Source organism: Bradyrhizobium sp. LB13.1, from assembly GCF_054056815.1.
The window spans coordinates 4,025,838-4,046,823 of sequence record NZ_JBSRYQ010000001.1; the positions used below are offsets into that span (position 1 = coordinate 4,025,838).

The window sequence follows — 20,986 nt, forward strand, 5'->3', positions numbered from 1 at the left end:
TGACAAGCAGCGAAAAGCTCATACGCCTATGCAGGCCTGATGAGGATGTGCTTCTTCTTGCCGAACGACAGCTTGACCACGCCCTCCGGCGTCAGGTTGGTCACTGAGAGCGTCATCTTCTCGTCGGTGACGGGCTCGTCGTTGACGCGCAGGCCGCCACCCTTGATCTGGCGCCGTGCTTCGCCGTTGGAAGCAACGAGGCCCGCCTTGACGAAGGCGTTGAGCACGCCGAGGCCGCCGTCGAACTCGCCGCGCGGAATTTCCACGGTCGGTAGGCTCTCGGACAGTGCGCCTTCCTCGAAGGTGCGGCGCGCGGTCTCGGCCGCCTCGTTCGCTGCGTCGCGGCCATGCAAGAGCGCGGTCGCCTCGGTGGCGAGCACCTTCTTGGCCTCGTTGATCTCGGAGCCGCCGAGCGCTTCGAGCTTCCTGATCTCGCTGATCGGCAGCGTTGTGAACAGTTTCAGGAATTTGCCGACGTCGGCATCCTCGGTGTTGCGCCAGTACTGCCAGAAATCATACGGCGAGAACTGGTCGGCGTTGAGCCAGACCGCGCCTTGCGCGGTCTTGCCCATCTTGGCGCCCGACGCCGTCGTCAGCAGCGGCGTCGTCAGCGCGAACAATTGGTGGGTGCCCATCCGGCGGCCGAGATCGACGCCCATGATGATGTTGCCCCACTGGTCCGAGCCGCCCATCTGCAAGCTGCAGCCGGTGCGTCTGGCGAGCTCGACGTAATCGTAAGCCTGGCAGATCATGTAGTTGAATTCGATGAAGCTCATCTCCTGCTCGCGCTCGAGGCGGAGCCGCACGGAGTCCATCGTCAGCATACGGTTGACCGAGAAGTGCCGGCCGACGTCGCGCAGCATCTCGATCCAGTTGAGCTTGGTCAGCCACTCGGCATTGTCGAGCATGATGGCGTCGCTCTTGCCGTCGCCATAGCGCAGCACCTTTGCGAACACGCCGCGGATCGAGGCTTTGTTGGCCTCGATCTCGGCGACGGTGCGGATCGCACGCGTCTCGTCCTTGCCGGAGGGGTCGCCGACCATGGTGGTGCCGCCGCCCATCAGCGTGATCGGCTTGTTGCCGGACTGCTGCAGCCAGTGCAGCATCATCATGGTCAGGTAGTTGCCGATGTGCAGGGAGGGGGCGGTGCAATCGTAGCCGACATAAGCCGTCGCCTCGCCCTTGGCCGCGAGCGCGTCCAGCCCCTCAAAATCGGAGCACTGGTGGATGAATCCACGTTCCTGCAGGGTATTGAGGAAATCCGATTTGAATGCAGTCATTTGTCGGCGTGCCTGACAATTCTTGGTTTACTGTTTTGGGGGCAATTTAAGGATCTACTTGGGAACTCGATTGCCGCCCGCCACTTTGGCCTGTGGCATTATAAGATGTGTCCCTCAGGCACAAGATCGGCATGCCGGAGGGGTTCTCTTGAGGACGCTGATCCATGATGTTGACGGCACTTGGTTTGATGAGCGGCACCTCGCTGGACGGGGTGGATGTCGCGCTGATCGAAACCGACGGAAAGCAAGTGAAGGCGTTCGGGCCGTCCGGCTACCGGCCCTATAGCCCGGCGGAGCGCAATTTGCTGCGCCAGGCGCTGAGCGAGGCCGTGCACCTGGCGCAACGCGATGCCCGGCCGGGAATTCTGGCCGAGGCCGAGCGCGCGGTGACGCTCGTGCACGCCGAGGCAGTGGCCACCTTTATCGCCCAGAACCGGATGAAACCGGAAGACATCGACATCGTCGGATTCCACGGCCAGACCGTGCTGCACCGCCCCGAGAAGCGGCTGACGGTGCAGATCGGCGATGCGCCGGCGCTGGCCAGGGCAATCCATATTCCCGTGATGCATGATTTCCGCGCCGCCGACGTCGAGGCCGGCGGCCAGGGCGCGCCATTTGTGCCGGTCTATCATCGGGCGCTCGCCAACTCGCTGGACCGTGAGGGGCCGATCGTGGTGGTCAATATCGGCGGCGTATCCAACATCACCTATATCGACGGCAACGATACGCTGATGGCCTGCGACACCGGGCCCGGCAACGCGCTGCTCGACGATTTCATGTACCGCACCATGAACCAGGCGTTCGACGCCGAAGGAAAGTTCGCCGCGCTCGGCAAGGTGGACGAAGCCTGGATCGCGCGGGCGCTGGAGCTGCCGTTCTTCGCAAGCCCGCCGCCGAAATCGCTCGACCGCAACGACTTTGCCGCGCTGAAGCTCGGCGAGGTGGTGCCGGCCGACGGCGCGGCGACGCTGACCGCCTTCACCGCCGCGGCGATCGCCCGCGTCATCCCCCTGCTGCCACGCAGGCCGCGGAGCTGGATCGTCTGCGGCGGCGGCGCCCGCAACCGGACCATGCTCCAGATGCTGCGGGAGCGTGTCGGGTCCGCGACTGTCGAGGCCGCCGAGGCGCTCGGCTGGGCTTCCGACGCCATCGAGGCGCAGGCCTTCGGCTTCCTCGCCGCGCGCGGTTTGAAGGGCTTGCCGCTGTCCTATCCGGCTACCACCGGCGTGCCGATGCCGATGACCGGCGGGGTGATCGCGCGGCCCTGATCTCATAGGCGGTTGATGCAAATGCATTGAACTTGACAGGTGCATGCAAATGCATCTATATTGGATGCAGTTGCATTCAACTGCCGGGATCATTGCCATGACCGCTTCGCTCAAACTGATCAGCCACACGCTTTGTCCCTACGTGCAGCGCGCGGTGATCGCGCTGAAAGAAAAGCGCGTGCCGTTCGAGCGGGTCGATATCGATCTCGCCAACAAGCCCGACTGGTTCTTGAAGCTGTCGCCGCTCGGCAAGGTGCCGGTGCTGGTCGTGACGACCGACAAGGGCGAGGTCGCGCTGTTCGAAAGCAATGTGATCTGCGAGTACATCGAGGAGACGCAAGGCGGCGTCGCTTTGCATCCGGCGGAGGCACTGACGCGCGCTGAGCATCGTGCGTGGATGGAGTTCGGTTCAGCGACCCTCGGTGACCTCTGGGGTCTGGAGACGACGACCGATCCGGCAACATTCGAAGCCAAACGCCGGGCGCTCGTGACAAAGTTCGCGCGTGTCGAGGCCGCGCTAGGCGCAGGCCCGTTCTTCGCCGGCAATGCGTTCAGCCTCGTCGATGCGGTGTTCGCGCCCGTCTTCCGTTATTTCGACGTGTTCGATGAGCTGACCGAACTCGGCATCTTCAAGGATCTGCCGAAGGTGAGGGCGTGGCGCGCCGCGCTGGCGAGCCGTCCGAGCGTTCGCACCGCGGTCGGCGCCGACTATCCGCAATTGCTGCGCGCCTTCCTTGTGCGTCATGACGCGCATCTGCTCAAGCTTGCGGCCTGAGCGCACGCCTATGTCATCGTCATTGGCATGGCTCATGCTGGTAATCGCCGGCGTGCTGGACGTCGGCTGGGCGATCTCGATGAAATATGCGGAGGGCTACACGCGCGTTGGCTGGAGCATCGTCTCGCTCGTGCTGCTCGCAGCCTTCGTTGTCCTGCTCGGGCGCGCCCTGAAGGTGCTCGAGGTCGGCGTCGCCTATTCGGTCTGGACCGGCATCGGCGCAGCCGGCACCTTTATCATGGGCGTAGTGCTGTTCGGCGAGACCTTGAGCGCGATGAAGCTTGCGGGCATCGCGCTCGTCTTGATGGGAATCGTCGCGCTCAAGCTGGCTTGAGCCGTCACAGCTCCGCGGCCATCTTCGCCAGCGTTGCGATCGTGTTCATGTTGCGCGCTGTGCCGGTCTTCGCGGCGGGGATGACGAGTTTTGACGACGCCATGCCATCGCCATAGTGCACATAGATCTCGCGGCGGCCGAGCTTGACCTCTTCATCCTTCTGACCGCGAACGCCGGCGAGCGTATCTGCGGGCGGCGCCTTGTCGAGAAAGATCGCGACCGTGCGGTTAGGCGCCATTTTCGGAAACGGATTTTGAGCAGCGACCTCTGCCATCTCGGCGCCGCTGCGCACGAGGACGCCGACCGGCGCGCCGGCGTAGGCGTGCAGTCGCCTTTCCAGCGCGGCCTTGATCGCGGATTCCGATTTGCGGCTGTTAAAAACCACGTTGCCGCTGGCGATGTAGGTGCGCACGGCGTCGAAGCCGAGCTCCTCACACATCGCCTTGAGCTCGCTCATCGGCAGCTTGCCCGTGCCGCCGACATTCACGGCACGCAGCAGGGCGAGGAACGAGCCCATTTGAGGCCTCAGCGCACGTTGGCGAGGCGCATGTCGAGATAGGCCGTGATGGTTTCCATCAGCGGCTCGAGCTTGGCGTCGAAGAAATGGTTGGCGCCGGGAATGACCTGCTGGTCGATCACGATGCCCTTCTGCGTCTTCAGCTTCTCAACCAGCGTGTTGACGTCCTTGGGCGGAACCACCGCGTCCTTCTCGCCATGCACGATCAGGCCCGAGGACGGGCAGGGCGCGAGGAACGAGAAGTCGTAGAGGTTGGCAGGCGGCGCGATCGAGATGAAGCCCTCGACCTCGGGGCGGCGCATCAGCAGCTGCATACCGATCCAGGCGCCGAAGGAGAAGCCGGCAACCCAGCAGGCGCGCGCTTCGGGATTGATGGTCTGCGCCCAGTCGAGCGCCGCGGCCGCATCCGACAACTCGCCGGTGCCGTGGTCGAACGAGCCCTGGCTGCGTCCGACGCCACGGAAGTTGAAGCGCAGCACCGAGAAGCCGCGATGCGCGAACGCGTAGTAGCACTGGTAGATGATCTGATGATTCATCGTGCCGTGAAACTGCGGGTGCGGATGCAGGACCATCGCGATCGGTGCGTTCTTCTGCTTGGCCGGGTGATAGCGGCCTTCGAGACGGCCAGCAGGGCCGGTGAAAATAACTTCGGGCATGGATGATCTCTTGATTGATCTCTTGAAGACGCTCTTCAGCAATCAACCGATTGTAGCCTCATCGGCAGCGACGCCGACGGAAGCGCGAATGGAAGTATGGAGCGGGGCGCCCTCGGATGATGCGCGAGCGGCGCGCGGTGAACTGACGCGCGCGTTCTAGCATGAGGCGAGGGTCAAAAAGCAAGCATCTTGAACATCGCCCAATGAGCTCAAGGTGTTAGCGCGTCATGGCGGAGCCATCGCGCGATGGGGATTCGGAATCGAGATTGCCAAGTGCTCCATGGGGCCCCATGTCGGGTACCAGCGCGGGCGAAGCAACCCACCCGCATGGTAACATAATACTCATGCCGAGTCGTATTTACCTCGACTGGAATGCGACCACGCCGCTCCGCGCAGAGGCGCGAAGCGCAATGCTCGCAGCCTACGAACTGATCGGCAATCCATCTTCGGTCCATGCCGAGGGGCGGGAGGCGCGGCGGTTGGTCGAGGAGGCGCGGACCACGCTTGCGGCTGCCCTAGGCGCGCAGCCGCGGAACGTCGTCTTCACCTCCGCAGGAACCGAGGCCAACGCGCTGGCGCTGTCGCCGGGCCTGCGGGGGCCGTCTGGCCGGCCTGTCGAGCGCCTGCTGGTCTCGGCCATAGAACATGCTTCGGTGCTGGCAGGCGGACGGTTCCCGGCCGGTGAGATCGGTCAGATCCGGGTCATGCGGTCTGGCGTGATCGACCTCGACCATTTGAAGGCGCTGCTCAGTGACGGCCCGCCGGCGCTGGTATCCATCATGGCGGCCAACAACGAGACGGGCGCGCTCCAGCCGGTCGCCGAGGCCGCGGCGATCGTTCACGAGGCGAGGGGCCTCCTGCATGTCGATGCAATCCAGGCCCTTGGAAAAATCCCTTTTGATATCAAGGCTATCGGTGCGGACCTTGCGACCTTTTCTGCGCACAAGATCGGCGGCCCCAAGGGCGTCGGCGCGCTGGTCGTGGCCGACGGAGTGGCCGGACTGGAACCGGTGCTGCGGGGTGGCGGGCAGGAGCTCAACCGGCGCGCGGGAACCGAGAATGTCGCCGGCATTGCCGGCTTCGGAGCAGCGGTGAGGATCGCCCTTCAGGCTTTGCCGGAGGATGCGGAGCGGATGGTAACCCTCAGGGATTGCTTGGAAAATGGCATCCGCAGGGTCGCGGGCGCGATCGTCTTCTCGAACGACGTTGAGCGGCTGCCAAATACCGTTCTCTTCACGGCCCCCGGCCTGAAGGCCGAGACCGCGGTGATCGGCTTCGACCTGGAAGGCGTGGCGGTATCCTCGGGCTCAGCCTGTTCCTCGGGCAAGGTGCAGCCGTCTCACGTGCTGTCGGCAATGGGGTATGATGCTGCCGTCGCCCAGGGAGCGGTGCGTCTCAGTCTGGGCTGGTCTACGGGACCGGATGACATCAACAGGGCGTTAGAGGCTTGGCGAAAGCTCGGCAATACCCTACTTAAGGGATAAGCGACGAAACACGGCTTGAATGGTTCTAAGCGCGTGCGTCTCGCCAAGAAACATCGTAATAGTCGTCCGAGTTTGATGATCCACCGCGGTCCTTGAAACCGCGAGCGGAGGATAGAATGCCAGCCGTGCAAGAGACGGTCGAGCGCGTGAAGCGCATCGACGTCGATCAGTATCGTTATGGGTTTGAGACCCTGATCGAGTCCGACAAGGCCCCAAAGGGGCTGTCGGAAGAGACCGTCAAGTTCATCTCCGAGAAGAAGAACGAACCCGCCTGGATGCTCCAGTGGCGGCTTGAGGCCTATCGGCGCTGGCTGACCATGACCGAGCCGACCTGGGCGCGCGTCGACTATCCCAAGATCGACTTCCAGGACCTCTATTACTATTCGGCGCCGAAGCCGAAGAAGACGATCAGTTCGCTCGACGAGATCGATCCGGAGATTCTGAAGACCTACGAGAAGCTCGGCATTCCCCTGCGTGAAGTCGCGATGCTCGAAGGCGTCGAGCCCAAGCCCGGCGATCAGGATCCTAACAGGCGCAAGATCGCGGTCGACGCGGTCTTCGATTCGGTGTCGGTTGCGACTACGTTCCAGGCTGAGCTGAAGAAGGCCGGCGTGATCTTCATGCCGATCTCGGAGGCGATCCGCGAGCATCCCGAGCTGGTGCAGAAATATCTCGGCTCCGTGGTGCCGACGTCGGACAATTTCTACGCGACGCTGAACTCGGCGGTGTTTTCGGACGGCTCGTTCGTCTATGTGCCGCCGGGCGTCCGTTGCCCGATGGAGCTGTCCACTTACTTCCGCATCAACGAGCGCAACACCGGCCAGTTCGAGCGCACGCTGATCATCGCCGACAAGGGCTCCTACGTCTCCTACCTCGAGGGCTGCACCGCGCCGCAGCGCGACGAGAACCAGCTTCACGCGGCCGTGGTCGAGCTCGTCACGCATGACGACGCCGAGATCAAATATTCGACGGTGCAGAACTGGTACCCGGGCAATTCGGAAGGCAAGGGCGGCATCTACAATTTCGTCACCAAGCGTGGTGACTGCCGCGGCAACAATTCCAAGATCTCGTGGACCCAGGTCGAGACCGGATCCGCGATCACCTGGAAGTACCCGAGCTGCATCCTGCGCGGCGACAACTCCCGTGGTGAATTCTATTCGATCGCGATCTCCAACGGCTATCAGCAGGTCGACAGCGGCACCAAGATGATCCATCTCGGCAAGAACACGTCGAGCCGCATCATCTCCAAGGGCATCGCCGCCGGCAAGTCGCAGAACACCTATCGCGGCCTCGTTACCGCGCATCGCAAGGCGACCGGCGCGCGCAACTTCACCGCCTGCGATTCCCTGTTGATCGGCGACAAATGCGGCGCGCACACCGTGCCGTACATCGAAGCCAAGAACTCGTCGGCGACGTTCGAGCACGAGGCCACCACATCGAAGATCTCCGAGGACGTGCTGTTCTATTGCATCCAGCGCGGCCTCACGCAGGAGGAGGCGGTTGGCCTCGTCGTCAACGGTTTCGTCAAGGACGTGCTTCAGCAGCTGCCGATGGAATTCGCGGTGGAAGCGCAGAAGCTGATCTCGATCTCACTCGAAGGATCGGTCGGCTAACTCCGACCCTCGCGGTGCGCATCGCGCGCCCTATGCATCATTTGAATAAACTGGACACCAAGATGGCTTTGCTTGAAGTGAAAGACCTCAAGGTTCGTGTCGAGGAGCGTGAGATCCTCCACGGGCTGACGCTGACCGTGAACGAGGGCGAGATCCACGCGATCATGGGGCCGAACGGCTCCGGCAAGTCGACGCTGTCCCACGTCATCGCCGGCAAGCCCGGTTACGAGGTCACCGACGGCGAGATCCTGTTCAAGGGCGAAGACCTGCTCGCGATGGCCCCCAACGAGCGCGCCGCCAAGGGCGTGTTCCTGGCGTTCCAGTATCCGGTCGAGATTCCCGGCGTCACCACCATGAATTTCCTGCGCACCGCGCTGAATGCGCAACGCAAGGCGCGCGGCGAGAGCGAATATTCGACGCCTGACTTTCTCAAGAAAGTCCGCGAGGTCTCGAGATCGCTCAACATCCCGCAGGACATGCTCAAGCGCGGCGTCAATGTCGGTTTCTCCGGCGGCGAGAAGAAGCGCAACGAAGTGCTGCAGATGGCGCTGTTCGAGCCTAGCCTGTGCATCCTCGACGAGATGGATTCCGGCCTCGACATCGACGCGCTGCGCATCGCAGCCGACGGCGTCAACGCGCTGCACTCGCCGAAGCGCGCGATGGTCGTCATCACCCATTATCAGCGGCTGCTGAACTACATCGTGCCCGACGTCGTGCACGTGATGTCGAATGGCCGCGTCGTGAAGAGCGGCGGCAAGGAACTGGCGCTGGAGCTGGAAGCGTCCGGCTACGCCCAGTTCGAGGACGCCGCGTAAGGATTGTTTGAGATGAACGTTGCTGTGGCAAAGACCGGAAACGGCCGCGCGGTGAGCGATCTGTTCGCCAGCGCCGAAGGCCGCCTGCCGGGTTCGCCTTCTGTGATCGCGGCGCGCCGCGAGGCGTTCGAGACCTATGAACGTCTCGGCCTGCCGCACCGCCGGATCGAGGAATGGAAGTACACCGATCTGCGTGCGCTGGTCGGCGAGGTGCTTCCGCTTGCGGCTCCGCCCGATGCGGCTGCGTTGAAGCGCGCCGCGGACGCGGTGAAAGCGCATGCGATCGCCGGCGCCCGCAAGCTGGTGCTGGTCGACGGCGTGTTCGCTGCCGATCTCTCCGACGTCAAGGCGCTCGCCTCCGAGGCGGGCTTCAAGACCTTGCGGGAGACGCTGGAGAAGGATTCCGGTCTGTTGAAGACCGCGGCCACCGATGCCGTGATCGCGCTGAACGCGGCGATGGCGACCGACGGTGTCGTGCTTGATATCGCCGACGGCGCGCAGCTGTCGGCGCCGATCCAGATCATTCACATCGCGACCGCGGCTTCGGCATCGACGTTCACACGCTCGCAGGTCGCGGTCGGGAAGGGCGCTCGCGCCACCATCATCGAGAGCTTCGTCGCGGCCGGCGCCAAGGCCTACCAGGTCAACGACGCCGTCATCCTCTCGGTCGGCGACAACACCGACCTCGCGCATATCCGCCTGATGGACGATTCACCGGATGCGGTGAACATCACCTCGCAATTCGTCACTGTTGGTGCGAATACAAAGCTCAATTTCTTCAACATGACCACCGGTGCTGCGGTCAGCCGCCTCCAGGGCTTCGTCACGCTGGCGGGCGAGGGCAGCGAGCTCTCGGTCAACGGCGTGAACCTGTTGCAGAAGACCGAACATGGCGACACCACGCTGGTCGTCGACCATGCCGTGCCGAACTGCTTCAGCCGCGAAGTTTTTCGTGCCGTGATCGACGACCGTGCGCACTCGGTGTTTCAGGGGCGTATCATCGTCCGTCCCGATGCGCAGAAGACCGACGGCAAGATGATGATCCGTGCGCTGCTGCTCTCGGACGAGGCGGAAGCGGACAACAAGCCCGAGCTCGAGATCTTCGCTGACGACGTCTCCTGCGGTCACGGCGCCACCGCCGGCGCGCTCGACGACAATCTCTTGTTCTATCTGAAGGCGCGCGGCCTGCCGGAGAAGCAGGCCCAGGCGCTGCTGATCCAGGCTTTCGTCGGCGAGGCGATCGAGCAGATCGCCGATGATGATCTGCGCGAGCATGTGATCGGCATTGCCGAGCGCTGGCTGGAGCGGCGCCAATGAGCACGCATCCCGCAGTCAAGAACGGTGCCTATGACGTTGCGCGCGTGCGCCAGGATTTTCCGGCGCTGGCCATGCAGATCTATGGCAAGCCGCTGGTCTATCTCGACAACGCCGCCTCGGCGCAGAAGCCGAGTGCCGTCCTCGATCGCATGACGCAGGCCTATACCTCCGAATACGCCAACGTGCATCGCGGCCTGCATTATCTCGCCAACGCCGCGACCGAGGCCTATGAGGGCGGCCGCACCAAGGTGGCGCAGTTCATCAATGCGCCCCGGACTGAGGAAGTGATTTTCACCCGCAACGCGACGGAGGCGATCAACCTCGTTGCGTCGTCCTGGGGTGGGCCGAACATCAAAGAAGGCGACGAGATCGTCATCTCGATCATGGAGCACCACTCCAACATCGTGCCCTGGCATTTCCTCAGGGAACGCCATGGCGCGGTGATCAAATGGGCGCCGGTCGACGACGAAGGCAATTTCCTCATCGACGAGTTCGAGAAGCTCTTGACGGCGAAGACCAAGCTGGTCGCGATCACGCAGATGTCGAACGCGCTCGGCACCATCGTCCCGGTCAAGGAGGTCGTGAAGATCGCTCACGCCCGCGGCATTCCCGTGCTGGTCGACGGCAGCCAGGGCGCCGTGCATCTGCCGGTCGATGTCCAGGACATCGGCTGCGACTTCTACGTCTTCACCGGCCACAAGGTCTACGGTCCGACCGGCATCGGCGTGCTCTGGACCAAGTACGACCACCTCGTCGCGATGCGGCCGTTTAACGGCGGCGGCGAGATGATCCGCGAGGTCTCGCGCGATGTCGTCACCTACGGCGATCCCCCGCACAAATTCGAGGCAGGCACGCCCGCGATCGTCGAGGCCGTCGGACTTGGTACCGCCATCGACTACGTCAATTCGATCGGCAAGGAGCGCATCGCCGCGCACGAGCACGATCTCGTCACCTACGCCCAGGAGAAGCTGCGCGAGATCAACTCGCTGCGGCTGATCGGCACCGCGCGCGACAAGGGCCCGGTTATCTCCTTCGAGATGAAGGGCGCGCACGCCCATGACGTCGCCACCGTGATCGACCGCCAGGGCATCGCGGTGCGCGCCGGCACCCATTGCGTGATGCCGCTTTTAGAGCGGTTCAACGTCACGGCCACATGCCGGGCGTCGTTCGGCATGTATAATACGCGGGAAGAAGTCGATCATCTGGCACAGGCGCTGTTGAAGGCGCGGGATTTGTTCGCATGAGTGACACGGCCGAAATCAAAGCCAATCCGATGGAAACCCGGTCGGCACTGCCGCCTGAGGAGACCGAACGTTTGACCACCGAGATCATCGCCGGGCTCAAGACCGTGTTCGATCCGGAAATCCCGGCCGACATCTACGAGCTCGGCCTGATCTACAAGGTCGAGATCAAGGACGATCGCTCGGTCGACGTCCAGATGACGCTGACGACGCCGAACTGTCCGGCCGCCGGCGAGCTGCCGACCATGGTCGAGAACGCGGTCGCCAGCGTTCCCGGTGTCGGCGTGGTCGACGTCAAGGTGATCTGGGAGCCGGCCTGGACGCCGGAACGTATGAGCGACGAGGCCCGCCTCGTGCTCAATATGTGGTGACGCGTAACCTTGGCTTTAGATCCTTGGTATTGAATTCGCTCGGCAACGGACCACATCACTGACATGACACAGATATCGTCAGGCTCGACACCAGCATCCACTCCAAAGCCGAGGCGGCCCCGCCCGCAGGTGATGCGGCTGACGGACGCTGCCGCCCAGCGCATCAGCGAGCTGACCCAGCGCGCCGATTCCGAGATCGTGGGCCTGCGCGTCGGCGTCAAGAACGGCGGCTGCGCCGGCCAGTCCTACACGGTCGAATACGCCCATGACGTCCGTCCGACCGACGAAGTCGTCGAGGACAAGGGCGTCAAGATCCTGGTCGATCCCAAGGCCGTGCTGTTCCTGCTCGGCACCGAGATGGACTACAAGGCCGACAAGATGCAGGCCCAGTTCGTCTTCAACAACCCCAACCAGATCTCCGCCTGCGGCTGCGGCGAATCGGTCGAGCTGCGCCCGGCGACGATCGACGGGTAGTCTTCTCACGTTGCTCTCGTGTCCCGGACGCGCTGCAGCGCGCTTGCGCTGCTGCGCAGAGCCGGGACCCACGCTATGGTCACCAGTACAAGACGACTGGGCCCCGGCTCAGCAGCGCACCGTTTCACGCTGCGCTGCGTGGGGGCACGAGAGAGCCCGCCATGGACCGCGAATTCCTGATCGACCTGTTCGCCGATTTCGGCCCCGTCGCCATCCGAAGAATGTTTTCCGGCTACGGCATCTCCGCCGACGGCATCAACTTCGCACTGGCCTTGCGCGCCGGCCTTTTTTTCCGCGCCGACGAGATGACCATCCCGGACTTTCAGGCCGAAGGCTCAAAGCCGTTCCAGTATTCGACCCGCGCCAAGTCCGTGCTGGTGAACTCCTATTGGGAGCTGCCGGCCCGCCTGTTCGATGATTCCGCGGAGCTTGCGCAATTGGGCGAAGGTGGCGCTCGCCGCCGCCCAGCGCGCCAAGGTGAAGAAGCGGCCCAAGGCGAAGAAGGCGGTCAAGAAGCCAGCGAACCAGCCGGCGAAGAAGGTCGCCAAGCCCGCGAAGGCGGCGAGGAAAGCGGGCAAGAACAGCCCGGCTCGCAAGCGCGCCAAGCGAAGGGCTTGAGGATCAATCCACGGCCTTCGTCAGGCCAACCCTCATATCCTTGGCCGTGAAGACACAGACGCCGTCGGCAAGCACGCGACCGTCGGCAAATCCCAGAACCAGCCTGCCGCGCCTCACCTGGCGCATGGTGACCTCATAGCGCACACATCCTGTGTCCGGTGTGATGGATCCCGTGAACTCCACCTCGCCGACGCCGATGGCGCGGCCCTTGCCCGCCGAGCCCGACCATCCCAGCCAATAGCCGATCATCTGCCACATTGCGTCCAGTCCCAGGGAAGCCGGCATCATGGCGTCGCCGCGAAAGTGGCAATCGAAAAACCAATGGGCTGGCGTGATGTCGAGTTCGCCGACGATATGGCCTTTGCCAAACCCGCCGCCGTCCACGCTGATCTCCGTGATGCGATCCATCATCAGCATCGGCGGTGCCGGCAATTGCGCGTTGCCAGGGCCGAAATAGCCGCCTTCGCTCGATCTCAGCAGTTCGTCCTTCGTGTAGGACGGCTGCGGTGTGTGAAAATCATGCGGGTTGGGCAATACGACAAGTCCTCGGTGCTCGCAGTCAGGCGATGAGGAAAATGTCGTTGGTCAGGTCGGAATGTCAAGCGCGGGTGGCGGCGCGCAGCTTCGGCGTCACGCCACCCGGTTGTGCGTCTCGACCGCGAATTCCGGATCGGCTTCGCAGATCACGCGGTTGCGGCCGTTGCGCTTGGCGGCGTAGAGGCAGGCATCCGCCCGTTCGATCAGCGCCTCGGTGTCGTCGTCCTGCTTGAGCATGGAGACGCCGACGGAGATGGTGACGCGACCGAGGATTTCGCCGGTGGACTTCTTCTTCAATTCCTTCGCCATCACCGCGCGGCGGATGTGATCGGCCACGGTGAGCGCCTGGCGCAGCGCAGTGTTGGGCAGCACGACCGCAAACTCCTCGCCGCCATAGCGCGCGGTGATGTCCTGGCCCTTGATGGTCTGTTTCAGGGACAGGCCGACCAGCCGCAACACCTGGTCGCCGGTGAGATGGCCGTAGGAATCGTTGAACGACTTGAAATGATCGATGTCGACCAGCAGCAGGGACAGCGGCTCGCCGGAGACGAGCGCGCCTTGCACGGCCATGTCGATCATGCGATCGAAATATTTGCGGTTGCCGAGCCCCGTCAGCGGGTCGGTCAGGCTCTCGGCACGGATCGCCTCCAGGCTCTGCTGGAGGTTGCTGATCTCGCTCTTCGACAGGGTCAGCCGGCCTTCCAGCGCCTTGTTGGTCTCGCGCATTTCACTGGTCGAACGCAACAGCGTCTCGACGATCGACTTGATCTGCTCGCGGCTCTTGGCCGATGACAGCTGTTCGGTCGCGCCCGACAGGCTGGCGTCATAGGAGCCGGACATCCCGAGTGCGTCGCCGAGAACCTTCATGACGTCGTCGATCTCGCCGATGACGCGCGCGCCGACCTTGTCGATGCGGTCGGTGGTTTTGATGTGGGAGAGGTAGGTCTCGTAGATCTGCTCGAGATCGGCTTCGGTCAGCTTGCCGCTCCGCGCCAGCGTCTCGTTGATGATCTTGTTGAGCGGCGCGTTGTAGCCGGTGGCGTAGACATACCAGATCTCGTAATTGCGGGGAATTGCCGTCTGCCGCAGCGATCGGATTTGACCGAGCGCTACCTCGGCGAACGCCATCGTGCGTTCGTGTTCGTCGAGCACCTTGACCACGAAACATACCCCACAGCGATCGGCGCGCCGTCGACCGCAGAAATTCTTAAATTATGTTCGTAGGCTAACGGACGATCGTGAAGGCCCCGTAAATATACGCCCCCGAATGCATCCAAAAAATTGCGCGCCAGCTTTATCTCAACCGAAACCTGGAGCGCATCGCGCTTCAGGCTCCGGCGGGGGAGCGAACCGGCCGCAGCAGAAATGCCGGCAGATGCGAGTGATCGCCCGGCTCGCTGTCGGCCTCGCGTTGGCGGCGCGGCTCGGGACGGCCGATCGACGGCACATGCGACGGATTGGCCTGCTGGCGCGCGCCGTCACGCGGCTCGGATGATGGCTTGGCTTCACGCGGAAGTCTTGCTTCACGCGGAAGTCTTGCTTCACGCGGAGGCCTTGCCTCGCGTGCGGGCCTTGCTTCGGAAGCGGGCCTTGCCTCGGGAGCGGACCGTGCTTCGGCTGAAGGCTGTGCCTCGCCACGCGGTTCGCGCGGCTCGTGGCTGCGCTCACGATCACGACCGCGCTGCGGCTTGCCGCGTCCGCCGCGTGAACGTTCACGGCCGCGCTGCTCGCGCGAACGCTCGCCCGCATCGGAAGCATCGGTGCGGACTTCGTAATCGCCTTCGGCGCGTGGAATGCTCTGGCCGATCAGCTTCTCGATCGCCACCATCGACTTCTGGTCAAGCGGCGTGACGAGCGAGATCGCCATGCCGGACCGGCCTGCGCGGCCGGTGCGGCCGACACGGTGAACATAGTCGTCGGGATGGTGGGGGACGTCGAAATTGAAGACGTGGCTGACCTCTGGAATGTCGAGGCCGCGGGCGGCGACGTCGGATGCGACCAGGAGGGGCAGCTCGCCCTTGCGGAACTGTTCGAGCGCCGCCGTGCGGGCCGACTGGTCCATGTCGCCGTGCAGCGCGCCGACGCTGAAGCCGTGCTTTTGCAGCGATTTGTGAACGACGGCGACCTCGCGCTTGCGATTGCAGAAGATGATCGCGTTCTGGAGATCCTTGGCCTCGCGCAGCAGTCGGCGAAGCAGCTCGCGCTTCTCATGCACCTCGCGCCCGGCCGGGACCTGACACTGCGTAACGGTGACGGCGGTGGTGGCGGGCTTCGACACCTCCACCTTCTGCGGATTGTGCAGGAAGGCTTCGGTGATTCGCCGAATCTCCGGCGGCATGGTCGCGGTGAAGAACAGGGTCTGCCGCGTGAACGGGACGAGCTTGCAGACGCGCTCGATGTCGGGAATGAAGCCCATGTCCAGCATGCGGTCGGCTTCGTCGATGACGAGCAGCTCGACGCCGGTGAGCAGCAGGCCACCGCGTTCGGTATGGTCGAGCAGGCGGCCGGGAGTGGCGATCAGCACGTCGACGCCGCGCGTCAGCTTGGCATCCTGGTCGCCGAAGGAAACGCCGCCGATCAGCAGGGCGACGTTGAGTTTCTGGCCCGCGCCGTAGCGGTCGAAGTTTTCCTTCACCTGCGCCGCGAGCTCGCGGGTCGGCTCAAGGATCAGGGTGCGCGGCATGCGCGCCCGGGCGCGACCCTTTTCGAGGATGGTGAGCATCGGCAGCACGAACGCCGCGGTCTTGCCGGTGCCGGTCTGGGCGATGCCGAGCACGTCCTTGCGAGCAAGGACGTGAGGGATCGCCTGTTCCTGAATGGGGGTGGGGGTGGTGTAACCGGTAGCCGCGACTGCGGCGAGGACTTTTTCGGATAGTCCGAGATCTGAAAAGGACATTGAGCCTCTGGTCGAAACCGCCGTTCGGAATCGAGGGTGATTAAGGCTGTCGCGTTCCACCCCGAAACGGCGCGCTCTCAAAGAAGCTGGGGGTGCTGACTCACGCGAACAAAGCGCCAGGCTCTGGAATCGCTCTTCGATACCGAGCCGCGTCGTACCGGAACATAGGCGGGAATCGGCCAAAGTCAATGGAGCAGCCGCGGGAAGGCCCTAAAAAACCCGAGGTTTTCGCCCAAATAGCGGGCGCGACAGCGGTTTTCCGCCAATCCAGCGGTCAGCCGCAACTGTCCAAACGTCGGCTAACGCCCTCCGGACCTTGGGCGCGGAAGTCGCCGGGGGCCATCCCGTAAGCGGCGTTGAAGACCCGATAATAGGTCGCCAGGCTGTCGAAGCCGCAGGAGGCCGCGATGTCGGCGATGAGCCGGTCCGGGGCTTCGCGCATCAGACGGCGGCTGTGTTTCAGGCGCTCGTCCGTCACGGTTTGGGAAAAACTCTTCGTCGCGCTTTCGAACAGCATGTGCAGGTGACGTACGGAGATGCCGAGCAGGTCGGCAACCATCATCGGCGTCAGGTCCGGGTCCTGCAGGTGGCGCGCGATCAGGCGCCGTGCCTGCGAGAGCCGGGCTGTCCGCAGCGCGGCCTGCCCGAGGCGGCTGCCGGGCCGCACGATGCCGCGCTCGATCAGCGCCAGATGGGCCAAAGCCTGGACGAGGGAAGCCGCATCGGCGGCGCTATCATCGTCAGCGGCGGCCTCGCCGAGATCTGCGAAGCAGGCGCCGAGCAGCGGCGCAAGGCTGGGATCGTCGAACGTCCGGGGCGCAAGCTCGCGCATGCGCTTGTCCTGCCTGGCGAGGCCGCTCAGAGGGATCTTCAGGATCCGCAGGTGGAAGCCTCCTGCGCCCAGCGGCGCAGTGCGATAAGGCAGGTCGGTGTAGCTGGTGGCGAAGCTGCCATTGGCGATCGCGAAGTCGCTGCCACGCATGCCGCCGAACCAGCCGCCGCTGCCGAGCTGTTGATAGACGCAGATGCTGTCACCGGGCGCGTGGGCGATGTCGGACGTGCTGCGCTCGACCGTGTAGTGCGAGGCCTTCAGTTCGACGAGACCGCCGCCGCCAAGCTGGCGCAGCGAGAATTCGCCGAAGAAGTCCGCGCGGCGTTCGCGCTCGAGTTCGGCGGTGACGCCGAACAGGCCCTTGGCGCGCACTTCGCGCCAATAGTCGAAGCGGTCGTGCGGCTCGACCTCGTCGGTGCACCAGTGATACACGGCTGCCCCTCGCTTCCAGCGGAATTGCCCACAAGAATTGCCTAAGAAAAAGCAGATTTCGGCGGAGTCGACTATAGCCAGAACACGGAACCTGAGTCCTCAGGGCTGTTGAACCGGTGGTATGGCTGGGCCGACTATCACATCAACGGCGGGGTTCCAATGAACCGTCGTTCGAGGGAGCCGGCGTGGGCCGTTCTTGAAGGATTTTCGATGACGCGTCAGCTTTTCAGAATTCTGGCATTGCTTGGTCTCGCGGCCGGCCTCAGCGGCTTCGCGCTTCCCGCCTATGCCGAGAAGCGCGTCGCGCTCGTCGTCGGCAACAACGACTACAGGAACGTTCCAAAGCTGCTCAAGGCGGTCAACGACGCCCGCACCATGGGTGACACGCTGAAACAACTCGGCTTCTCGGTGATGGTCGCCGAGAACCAGAGCCGGCAGCAATTTTCCGAGACGCTGCTCGCGTTCGATCGGGCGATCGAGCCCGGCGACACCGCGTTCTTCTTCTATGCCGGCCACGGCTTCGAGATCGCCGGCCAGAACTATCTGCTGCCGACCGACGTGCCGGCGGCGACGGAAGGGCAGGAAGAGCTGGTGCGTGACGCATCCATCCTGGCCGACCGCATCGTCGAGCGCCTCCAGAACAAGAAGGCGCGAACCTCGATCCTGGTGTTCGACGCCTGCCGCAACAACCCGTTCGAGCGCAAGGGCACCCGCGCCGTCTCCGGTGGTGGCGGGCTTGCCCCGATGGTGCAGCTGCCCGAAGGCGTGTTCTCGGTATTCTCCGCAGGCCCGCGCCAGACCGCGCTCGACCGCCTCTCCAACGACGACGCCAATCCCAATTCGGTGTTCACGCGCACCTTCGCCAAGGAGCTGCTCCAGCCCGGCGAGAACCTGGTGCAGGTGGCGCAGCGGACGCGCCGTCTGGTCAGCGAGATGGCCGATACCGTCAAGCACAGGCAGGTACCGGTCTATTTCGATCAGATGGTCGACGACGTCTTCCTTAGCGGCGTCGCCAACGACACGGCCGCCGCTGCGGCGCGCCCCGATCCGCCGGCGCAGAAGCTCGCGGCGCTGCCACCGGTGTCGGTGCCGCGCGTGCCGAAGGAGGAGACCACCAACGCGCCGATCGCGAGCTTCTCGCGGCACAATGGCGGCTGGAGCGTCGTGTTCTCCTTCGCCGATCCGACCCTCGGCATTTCCTGGCGCATGGCCGGCAACGCCGATTTCCGCGAAACCGGCTTCATCGATACGCTCGACCCGCGCACGCGCAAGAGGATGCCGAACCCGTCGATCGAATTGCCGCCGGACGCTGTGGCCGGCACCATCGAGATCCGCTATGTCGACCAGTCCGGCGACATGCAGGGGCCGTTCCCGATCAGGTTCGATCCCGAGGCCGCGCTGATCCGGGACCAGCGCAAGATCCTCGACATGACCGCGACGAGCTGGCTGTCATTCCGCGAGTTCAACGGGCTGCTGGTGTATTACACGCATCTCGTGTCCTACCGCTGCGCCATCCGCGAGGTGCGCATCGGTATCGACACCGCCGTTCCGAATCAGGTGTTGAAGATGCCGGGCTGCGATCTGCGCGATCCCAGCGCGATCAGCGCCGGCATGCCGCTTTACATGAAGCTCGCGCCGGCAACGCAGTTCATCTCGGTGGAGCTGACCTATCGCGACGGCAGCGTGTCGGAGATCAAGAGCTTCCGCAGTGCTAACCGCAGCAACAATTGATGACGCGGGCGTAGGCGTCGCTTACGCTACCCGCGGCGCTTCCTGATGAAGCGCTTGACGGAATCGACAGCTTCGATCAAGGGCGGAGCCAGCGAGAAGAACGCGCCCATCGCAATCGAGATGATGACGTGCCGCAGCAGGGGCTTTTCCTGCTCCTCGAACGGATAGCCGTTCCGGTCGATCGGCACCGGCGCAAGCGCGTCCGTCTGCCGCGGACCCGACTTCCGTGGCTTGCGCGGCGGAATCATGATCAGGACGATGAGCGCGTTGATCAAGATCCAGATGCCGAGCACGATAAGGATAGTCCGCACTGCACTTTCCTGAAATCACTCGTAATGTGTGGCGACGCTAACGGCCATTCGCAATTGCGGCAAATGAATCTTGTTTGCTGCATCGCACAGAAAACTTAAGTCAGAAACGAGGGACCCGTCGTGAAACCAGATGCGTCACAGGCTCCGCAAGGTTCCACTGTAAAAGTGCGTTGTTGCATCGTCGGCGGCGGCCCGGCCGGCATGATGCTCGGCTATCTCCTGGGGCGCGCCGGCATCGATGTCGTGGTGCTGGAGAAGCACGCGGATTTCTTCCGCGACTTCCGCGGCGACACCGTGCATCCCTCGACGCTCCAGGTGATGGACGAACTCGGCCTGATCGACGGCTTCCTGAAGTTGCCGCATCAGCGCTTGCAGAAGATGGACGGCCTGTTCGGCGGCACGCCCGTTCGTATCGCCGATCTCAGCCGCCTCCGCACCAAGTACCCCTTCATCGCCTTCATGCCGCAATGGGATTTTCTCAATTTCCTCCGTGAGGCCGGCAAGCGCTTCGCCTCGCTGAAGGTGATGATGAACACGGAAGCCGTCGACCTGATCCGCCGCGGCGAGACGATCACCGGCGTGCGGGCGAAGACGCCGGACGGCATCGTGGACATCGAAGCCGATCTCACGATTGCCTGTGACGGCCGGCATTCGACCGTGCGCGAGCGGGCCGGTCTCGAGGTCGAGGAGATCGGCGCGCCAATGGATGTGCTGTGGTTCCGCGTCGGCCGCAAGGCGGACGAGAGCGAGAACCTGTTCGCGCGCGTCGAGCGCGGCAAGATGATGATCACCTTTGACCGGGGCGACTACTGGCAATGTGCCTATGTCATCGCCAAGGGACAATACGACGCGGTGAAGGCGAGGGGATTGCAGGCGCTGCGCGACGATGTCGTTTGCATGGCGCCGATCCTGAAAAGTGGCATTGCCGACGTGAAGAGCTTCGACGATCTCAAGCTGCTGACCGTCGTGATCAACCGCCTGACGCGCTGGACGCGACCGGGCCTGCTTCTCATCGGCGATGCCGCGCACGCGATGTCGCCGGTCGGCGGCGTCGGCGTCAATCTCGCCGTGCAGGATGCAGTCGCGACCGCAAACCTGCTGGCGGACAAGATGCAGCACGGCTGCCCGTCGGAGGACGAGCTCGACGCCGTTCGCCGTCGCCGCGAGTTCCCGGTGAAGATGACGCAGCGAATGCAGATGATCGTGCAGAACAACATCATCAGCGGCGCCCTGCAGGGCGGCGATCGGCCACTGAAAGTGCCGCTGATCGTGCGCCTCATCACCGCGCTGCCGTGGCTCCAGGGCATTCCAGCGCGCCTGCTGGCGCTTGGCGTCCGGCCCGAGCATGTCCGGTCGAAGGCGGCGCCGGCACCGTAGTGCAAGGACCCGGTAGGGATAATGTCGCGTTAAATCGCACCCGGTGCGTTGCCTGCGTGCAACAGCGAAAACGGATTCAAACCGCGCTGCTTGCCAATCCGGCGTCT

General features: G+C 63.8%; 20 protein-coding genes and 1 pseudogene. 13 read left to right on the plus strand and 8 right to left on the minus strand.

Annotated elements, in window-relative coordinates; translation table 11 throughout:
• Positions 1-26 precede the first annotated feature (26 nt).
• Positions 27-1,280 carry a tyrosine--tRNA ligase gene (tyrS, locus tag ACVWYI_RS19000; RefSeq protein ID WP_456662874.1) on the minus strand — a complete coding sequence of 418 codons (1,254 nt, stop codon included), beginning with the start codon at positions 1,278-1,280 and terminating at the stop codon, positions 27-29.
• Positions 1,281-1,444: 164 nt separating this feature from the next.
• Between tyrS and ACVWYI_RS19005 the strand changes: the two genes are divergently transcribed.
• The 3 genes from ACVWYI_RS19005 to ACVWYI_RS19015 all read left to right on the plus strand — a co-directional run bounded on the left by ACVWYI_RS19005 (position 1,445) and on the right by ACVWYI_RS19015 (position 3,657).
• Positions 1,445-2,548 carry an anhydro-N-acetylmuramic acid kinase gene (locus ACVWYI_RS19005; RefSeq protein ID WP_456662875.1) on the plus strand — a complete coding sequence of 368 codons (1,104 nt, stop codon included), beginning with the start codon at positions 1,445-1,447 and terminating at the stop codon, positions 2,546-2,548.
• Positions 2,549-2,645: 97 nt separating this feature from the next.
• Entirely contained in the window at positions 2,646-3,323 is a 678-nt protein-coding gene (locus tag ACVWYI_RS19010; protein WP_456662876.1) for a glutathione S-transferase family protein, read from the plus strand.
• 10 nt (positions 3,324-3,333) lie between these two features.
• Positions 3,334-3,657 carry a DMT family transporter gene (locus ACVWYI_RS19015; protein WP_456650191.1) on the plus strand — a complete coding sequence of 108 codons (324 nt, stop codon included), beginning with the start codon at positions 3,334-3,336 and terminating at the stop codon, positions 3,655-3,657.
• A 4-nt stretch (positions 3,658-3,661) separates the two neighbouring features.
• Here the strand turns inward: ACVWYI_RS19015 and ACVWYI_RS19020 are convergent, their stop codons facing one another.
• Both ACVWYI_RS19020 and ACVWYI_RS19025 read right to left on the minus strand, forming a co-directional pair.
• Positions 3,662-4,174, minus strand: a complete 513-nt coding sequence (locus tag ACVWYI_RS19020) for a DUF1697 domain-containing protein (protein WP_456662877.1) — start codon at positions 4,172-4,174, stop codon at positions 3,662-3,664.
• A gap of 8 nt (positions 4,175-4,182) precedes the next feature.
• Positions 4,183-4,830, minus strand: a complete 648-nt coding sequence (locus ACVWYI_RS19025; protein WP_007591562.1) for an alpha/beta hydrolase — start codon at positions 4,828-4,830, stop codon at positions 4,183-4,185.
• A gap of 344 nt (positions 4,831-5,174) precedes the next feature.
• Here ACVWYI_RS19025 and ACVWYI_RS19030 point away from each other — a divergent pair, with 344 nt between their 5' ends.
• From ACVWYI_RS19030 to ACVWYI_RS19065, 8 genes and pseudogenes are all read left to right on the plus strand, one after another.
• On the plus strand, positions 5,175-6,314 hold the full coding sequence (locus ACVWYI_RS19030; RefSeq protein ID WP_456664550.1) for a cysteine desulfurase family protein: 1,140 nt from the start codon (positions 5,175-5,177) through the stop codon (positions 6,312-6,314).
• A 116-nt stretch (positions 6,315-6,430) separates the two neighbouring features.
• On the plus strand, positions 6,431-7,927 hold the full coding sequence (sufB, locus tag ACVWYI_RS19035) for a Fe-S cluster assembly protein SufB (RefSeq protein ID WP_247440597.1): 1,497 nt from the start codon (positions 6,431-6,433) through the stop codon (positions 7,925-7,927).
• A 62-nt stretch (positions 7,928-7,989) separates the two neighbouring features.
• Positions 7,990-8,742, plus strand: coding sequence for a Fe-S cluster assembly ATPase SufC (gene sufC, locus ACVWYI_RS19040; RefSeq protein ID WP_456662878.1), 753 nt, complete (start codon positions 7,990-7,992; stop codon positions 8,740-8,742).
• Positions 8,743-8,754: 12 nt separating this feature from the next.
• The gene (sufD, locus tag ACVWYI_RS19045; RefSeq protein ID WP_456662879.1) at positions 8,755-10,059 is read left to right on the plus strand and encodes a Fe-S cluster assembly protein SufD; all 1,305 of its coding nucleotides are present in this window, start codon (positions 8,755-8,757) and stop codon (positions 10,057-10,059) included.
• Positions 10,056-11,303: a cysteine desulfurase gene (locus ACVWYI_RS19050; RefSeq protein ID WP_456662880.1), complete on the plus strand. Its 1,248-nt coding sequence runs from the start codon at positions 10,056-10,058 to the stop codon at positions 11,301-11,303. The genes sufD and ACVWYI_RS19050 overlap by 4 nt, the downstream gene beginning before the upstream one ends.
• On the plus strand, positions 11,300-11,671 hold the full coding sequence (locus tag ACVWYI_RS19055) for an SUF system Fe-S cluster assembly protein (RefSeq protein ID WP_106950866.1): 372 nt from the start codon (positions 11,300-11,302) through the stop codon (positions 11,669-11,671). The genes ACVWYI_RS19050 and ACVWYI_RS19055 overlap by 4 nt, the downstream gene beginning before the upstream one ends.
• A gap of 132 nt (positions 11,672-11,803) precedes the next feature.
• Positions 11,804-12,145, plus strand: a complete 342-nt coding sequence (locus tag ACVWYI_RS19060) for a HesB/IscA family protein (protein WP_247440641.1) — start codon at positions 11,804-11,806, stop codon at positions 12,143-12,145.
• A 161-nt stretch (positions 12,146-12,306) separates the two neighbouring features.
• Positions 12,307-12,763: pseudogene (locus tag ACVWYI_RS19065) on the plus strand (TfoX/Sxy family protein).
• A gap of 3 nt (positions 12,764-12,766) precedes the next feature.
• Here ACVWYI_RS19065 and fabA read toward each other — a convergent pair.
• The 4 genes from fabA to ACVWYI_RS19085 all read right to left on the minus strand — a co-directional run bounded on the left by fabA (position 12,767) and on the right by ACVWYI_RS19085 (position 17,460).
• A complete protein-coding gene (fabA, locus tag ACVWYI_RS19070; protein ID WP_456650186.1) occupies positions 12,767-13,297 on the minus strand; it encodes a bifunctional 3-hydroxydecanoyl-ACP dehydratase/trans-2-decenoyl-ACP isomerase in 531 nt (176 codons plus the stop codon).
• Positions 13,298-13,393: 96 nt separating this feature from the next.
• On the minus strand, positions 13,394-14,461 hold the full coding sequence (locus ACVWYI_RS19075) for a GGDEF domain-containing protein (RefSeq protein ID WP_456662881.1): 1,068 nt from the start codon (positions 14,459-14,461) through the stop codon (positions 13,394-13,396).
• 166 nt (positions 14,462-14,627) lie between these two features.
• A complete protein-coding gene (locus ACVWYI_RS19080; protein ID WP_456662882.1) occupies positions 14,628-16,196 on the minus strand; it encodes a DEAD/DEAH box helicase in 1,569 nt (522 codons plus the stop codon).
• A gap of 274 nt (positions 16,197-16,470) precedes the next feature.
• Positions 16,471-17,460 carry a helix-turn-helix transcriptional regulator gene (locus ACVWYI_RS19085; protein ID WP_456662883.1) on the minus strand — a complete coding sequence of 330 codons (990 nt, stop codon included), beginning with the start codon at positions 17,458-17,460 and terminating at the stop codon, positions 16,471-16,473.
• Positions 17,461-17,670: 210 nt separating this feature from the next.
• Here ACVWYI_RS19085 and ACVWYI_RS19090 point away from each other — a divergent pair, with 210 nt between their 5' ends.
• Positions 17,671-19,191, plus strand: a complete 1,521-nt coding sequence (locus ACVWYI_RS19090) for a caspase family protein (protein ID WP_354103512.1) — start codon at positions 17,671-17,673, stop codon at positions 19,189-19,191.
• 26 nt (positions 19,192-19,217) lie between these two features.
• Here ACVWYI_RS19090 and ACVWYI_RS19095 read toward each other — a convergent pair whose 3' ends face one another.
• On the minus strand, positions 19,218-19,502 hold the full coding sequence (locus ACVWYI_RS19095; protein WP_456662884.1) for a hypothetical protein: 285 nt from the start codon (positions 19,500-19,502) through the stop codon (positions 19,218-19,220).
• 120 nt (positions 19,503-19,622) lie between these two features.
• Between ACVWYI_RS19095 and ACVWYI_RS19100 the strand changes: the two genes are divergently transcribed.
• Entirely contained in the window at positions 19,623-20,879 is a 1,257-nt protein-coding gene (locus tag ACVWYI_RS19100; RefSeq protein ID WP_456662885.1) for an FAD-dependent oxidoreductase, read from the plus strand.
• Positions 20,880-20,986: the final 107 nt, after the last annotated feature.